Annotated in this window: 1 pseudogene; it reads right to left on the bottom strand. The window is 70.5% G+C overall.

Features of this window, described 5'->3' with window-relative positions:
• A pseudogene (locus ON23_RS28010) lies at nucleotides 1–1161 on the bottom strand (AAA family ATPase); the annotation flags it as partial.

Below are 1161 nucleotides of genomic sequence, written 5' to 3'. Positions count from 1 at the left end.
GTACGCGCTACCTCCAGCTCGGCGTCGAGATTCTCGCTGTCGTGCAGCGCGGCGCGGAAGTGGTCCTCGGCCGCGCCGTCGGTCCCCGCGAGCAGCGCGCGTGCACGACGTGCCAGCATCAGATCCAATCCGCCGAATCGTTCGGCCTGTTCCTCGATCTCGATCAGCTGTGGTCGGACAGCATCGGCTCGATCGCATCCGGCCGCTGCCTCGGCGAGGTCCGCCACTGCCCACCGCCGGCTGGTCCGGTGCCGGGTCATCCGCAGTAGTTGGTGCAAGGCCTCCGCATGATCGGCCTCGCACAATGCCGCCAGGCCGGCCGCCCAGTGTGCGTCGTCGTTCCACAGAATCGTAGGCACCGGCGCCAGCAGCTCTCGTGCCCGCGTCAGTGTGTCCCGGGCGTGCGACGGCCCGCCCTGCCACACTTGTGCCCGAGCCAGGGTCGCCGCAGCCGATGCGGCGGTCATCGGCAGGTTCATGTCCTCGGCCATGCGCAGTGCGTGATGGGCGGTGATCGCCGCCGCCCGGATGCGTCCCTGCTGGATCAGCAATTGCGCCGTGCCGCGCAGGCCTTCGCATTCGTCGGCCGTCGAGTTCCGCGCTCGGGCGAAGTTCTGTACATGCGTCCAGCATCGTGCGGCGTTGGACCGGTCGGAGACCGCTTCGGCGGCGAACGCCAGCGACATCGCCAGCAGGGGATCTTCCCCGAGTCCGTCGATCAGCACAGGGAGTCGACGCCGTAATCGCTGTCCCGCGCCGACGTCGTCCACCAGCGCCGCCGCGACGTCGGTGTGCGGATCGTCCCACGTTCCGACGAGGCGACGCAGGGCGGCGGCGATGGTACGGCGGGAGCGCTCATCGCGTCCGTGCATCCGCCATTCGATGGCCGCCGCCCACAACAACTCTCGCTGCCCGGAATCGCCGTCGGGGTATCCGGCGGCCAGCGCGGCGAGGACCTCGGCGGGATGACCCGGTATCGCCGCGGTCATGTTCAGCACGAACCGGGTGATCGCCAGGCGCTGGGCGCCGGACTGTTCTTCGGCCAGCGGCTGCGCTTCGGTGAGGATGCTGATCGCCTCCGCGGTCGCACCGGCGCCACGAGCCGCCTCCGCGGCCGCCGCCAGCCGGCGCACGCGATCCTTGACCTCCGGCGACAGCAGC

It is taken from the genome of Nocardia cerradoensis NBRC 101014 (assembly GCF_000308535.1).
GTDB classification, from domain to species: Bacteria; Actinomycetota; Actinomycetes; order Mycobacteriales; family Mycobacteriaceae; genus Nocardia; species Nocardia cerradoensis.
This window is presented reverse-complemented; position numbering and strand designations above follow the sequence as displayed.